The 2,821-nt window shown below is 66.9% G+C and carries 4 protein-coding genes; all 4 read left to right on the top strand.

Translation table 11 applies throughout. The annotated features are described in order from the left end of the window. A partial coding sequence (locus VFT73_RS10400; RefSeq protein WP_326410686.1) for a PQQ-binding-like beta-propeller repeat protein occupies positions 1-619 on the top strand: 619 nt, incomplete at its 5' end. Positions 620-635: 16 nt separating this feature from the next. Continuing rightward, positions 636-1,151, top strand: a complete 516-nt coding sequence (locus VFT73_RS10395) for a c-type cytochrome (protein WP_326410684.1) — start codon at positions 636-638, stop codon at positions 1,149-1,151. Then, on the top strand, positions 1,148-2,173 hold the full coding sequence (gene coxB, locus VFT73_RS10390) for a cytochrome c oxidase subunit II (RefSeq protein WP_326410683.1): 1,026 nt from the start codon (positions 1,148-1,150) through the stop codon (positions 2,171-2,173). Before VFT73_RS10395 ends, coxB begins: the two co-directional genes overlap by 4 nt. Continuing rightward, the coding region (locus VFT73_RS10385; protein ID WP_326410682.1) for a cbb3-type cytochrome c oxidase subunit I at positions 2,170-2,821 on the top strand (652 nt) is incomplete at its 3' end. The genes coxB and VFT73_RS10385, both read left to right, overlap by 4 nt.

The raw sequence follows: 2,821 nt of genomic DNA, 5'->3' as shown, positions 1-2,821 counted from the left end.
GGACCCGAAGGTCGGGCGCGTCGTGCGAGACATCTGCCCGGCGTCTCCGGGCCTCAAGGACTGGAACCCGGCCGCGTTCAGCCCGGTCACCGGACTCGTCTACATCCCCCACAACAATCTCTGCATGGACTTCGGGGCGGCTGAGGCGAACTACATCGCCGGAACGCCTTATGTCGGTTCCGACGTGAAGATGTACGCCGGGCCGGGCGGCAACCGCGGCGCGTTCACCGCCTGGGACCCGATCAATCGCCGCAAGGTGTGGGAGATCAAGGAAGACCTCCCCGTCTGGAGCCCCGCGCTGGTGACCGCCGGCGGCCTCGTCTTCTACGGGACGATGGACGGCTGGTTCAAAGCCGTCGACGCGCGCACCGGCAAATTGCTGTGGCAGTTCAAGGCGGGCAGCGGGATCATCGGCCAGCCGATCAGCTACCGTGGCCCCGACGGGCGCCAGTATATCGCGGTCATCGCCGGCGTCGGCGGCTGGGCGGGAGCGGTCGTCTCCGCGCAAATGGATACGCGCGATCCGACCGGCGCGCTCGGCTTCGCCAATGCGATGAAGGACCTGCCGACGAAAACCACGGCTGGAGGCATGCTCTATGTCTTCACGCTTCCGCGCTAGCCTGCTTATCCTCGGCGTGGCCGCGCTCGCGCTCACCGCGTGCGACCGCGAGGAGCATCACAGCCGCGCGAAGCCGGTCGGCGAAACGGTGCCTGCGGGAATGAGCCCACCGACGATTTTCCCCGGCAGCAGCAACCCGCCCGCGCTCGATTATCGCGCCAGGCTCTACGACAACAACGCCAACGCGATCGCCCGCGGCCAGCAGCTCTATACGCAGATGAACTGCGTCGGCTGCCACAGCCACGGCGGCGGCGGAATGGGGCCGCCGCTGATGGACGACCAGTGGCGCTACGGCGGGCGCATCGACCAGATCGCCACAACCATCGCCGAGGGCCGGCCGAACGGAATGCCGTCGTGGCGCGGCAAGTTGACCGAGGACCAGATCTGGCAGCTCGCGGCCTACGTGCGCTCGCTGTCGGGCCTTCCGAGCAAGGATGCCGTTTCGAGCCGCTCGGAATCGATGAGCGCCGGCACGCCGCAGTCGCTGACGCCGCATCCCGAAACCAACGCTTCGGACGCGGTCCCGCAATGACGATCCGGGCGCAGGTTCGTGCAGCCGTCTTTCCGCTGCTGCTGAGCGCCTGCTCCTACCAGCATTATCAGAGCGATTTCGGCGGAGCCGCTGTCGCGGGCCGGCAGTTCCTGACCCTGTTCTGGATCTTCATCGGCGTCTGCGCCTTCATGTACGCGCTGGTCATCGCCTTCCTGATCGCCGGCATCGCACGCCGAAGCCGCACCGCTGAAGCGAACGTCGTCGAGACCGGCCGTCATCACCAATCGCACCCGCTGATGCGCTCGACCCTGATCGGCTGGGCCGCGCTGATCGGGGTGGGACTCGCTGCCCTGGCGATCGCCAGCTTCCTCGCCGACCGCTCGATGGCGAAAGCGGCGACCGACGAGAAGCTGGCGGTCACGGTCACCGGCAATCAATGGTGGTGGGACATCGTCTACAGCTCCGACCAGCCGTCGAAGATGCTGCACACCGCCAACGAGCTGCACCTGCCGGTCGGCGTTCCGACACGCATCTATCTCAACTCGAACGACGTGATTCACAGCTTCTGGGTGCCGAGCCTCGGCGGCAAGCAGGACCTCATCCCGGGCCGCAACAACGCCATCACCGTCGTGCCGAAAACGACCGGGATCTTCCGCGGCCAATGCGCCGAATTTTGCGGGACCCAGCACGCGCACATGGCGCTCGTCGTCGTGGTCGAACCCTATCCCGATTTCATCAAATGGTGGGATCATCAGCTTCAGCCCGCGCCCGCTCCGGCCACGCCGCTTGCGCTCGCCGGCTACCGATATGTGACGACAGGCCCGTGCAGCGCATGCCACAGCATCGGCGGCACGCCGGCGAGCGCGACGGTCGGTCCGGACCTCACCCATCTCGCCAGCCGCAAGAGCATCGCCGCCGGAATGCTGCCGATGGGCACGGGCAATCTCTACGGATGGGTCGAGGACCCGCAGTCGCTGAAGCCCGGAAGCAAGATGCCGACGATCGGACTCGAGCCCGACCAGCTCCACGCGGTCGTCGCTTATCTCGAGACGCTGAAATGACGGACGTTCGGGCCGGCGATTTCGAGGGCGTGGCGGGCCGCCCGGCGCCGAGCGAGCGCGAGCGCGTCGAGGCCGAGAACCGTCGCCTCGCGGAAGAGCGCAAGAAGATCGTCCGCGATGGACCCAGGCTCAAAGGCGAGAAGCTCGCCGCGCGGCTCGACGCAACCTGGCGCCGTCCGCCCGGGATCATCGGCTGGCTCGCGACCGTCGATCACAAGGAGATCGGCCGCCGCTACATCGTCACCGCGCTGCTGTTTCTCGCGCTCGGCGGGGTGCTTGCGCTGGCGATGCGGCTCCAGCTGGCGCGGCCCGACAACGCGCTGATCGGCGCCGAGCGCTACAACCAGCTGTTCACCATGCACGGCTCGACGATGATGTTCCTGTTCGCCGTGCCGGTGATGGAAGGCGTCGCGGTCTACATTATCCCGTTGATGCTGGGCACACGGTCCACCGCGTTCCCGCGCCTCAATGCGTTCAGCTATTTCATGTACCTGTTCGGCGGTCTGTTGCTGTGGGGCGCGTTCGTTCTCAACATCGGCCCCGACATCGGCTGGTTCGCCTACACGCCGCTATCCGGCCCGCAATTCTCGCCCGGAAAGCGCGCCGACATCTGGGCGCAGATGATCACCTTCACCGAGGTGTCGGCGC

The organism is Sphingomonas sp. (genome assembly GCF_035758555.1).
Taxonomy (GTDB): Bacteria; Pseudomonadota; Alphaproteobacteria; order Sphingomonadales; family Sphingomonadaceae; genus Sphingomonas_B.
This window is presented reverse-complemented; position numbering and strand designations above follow the sequence as displayed.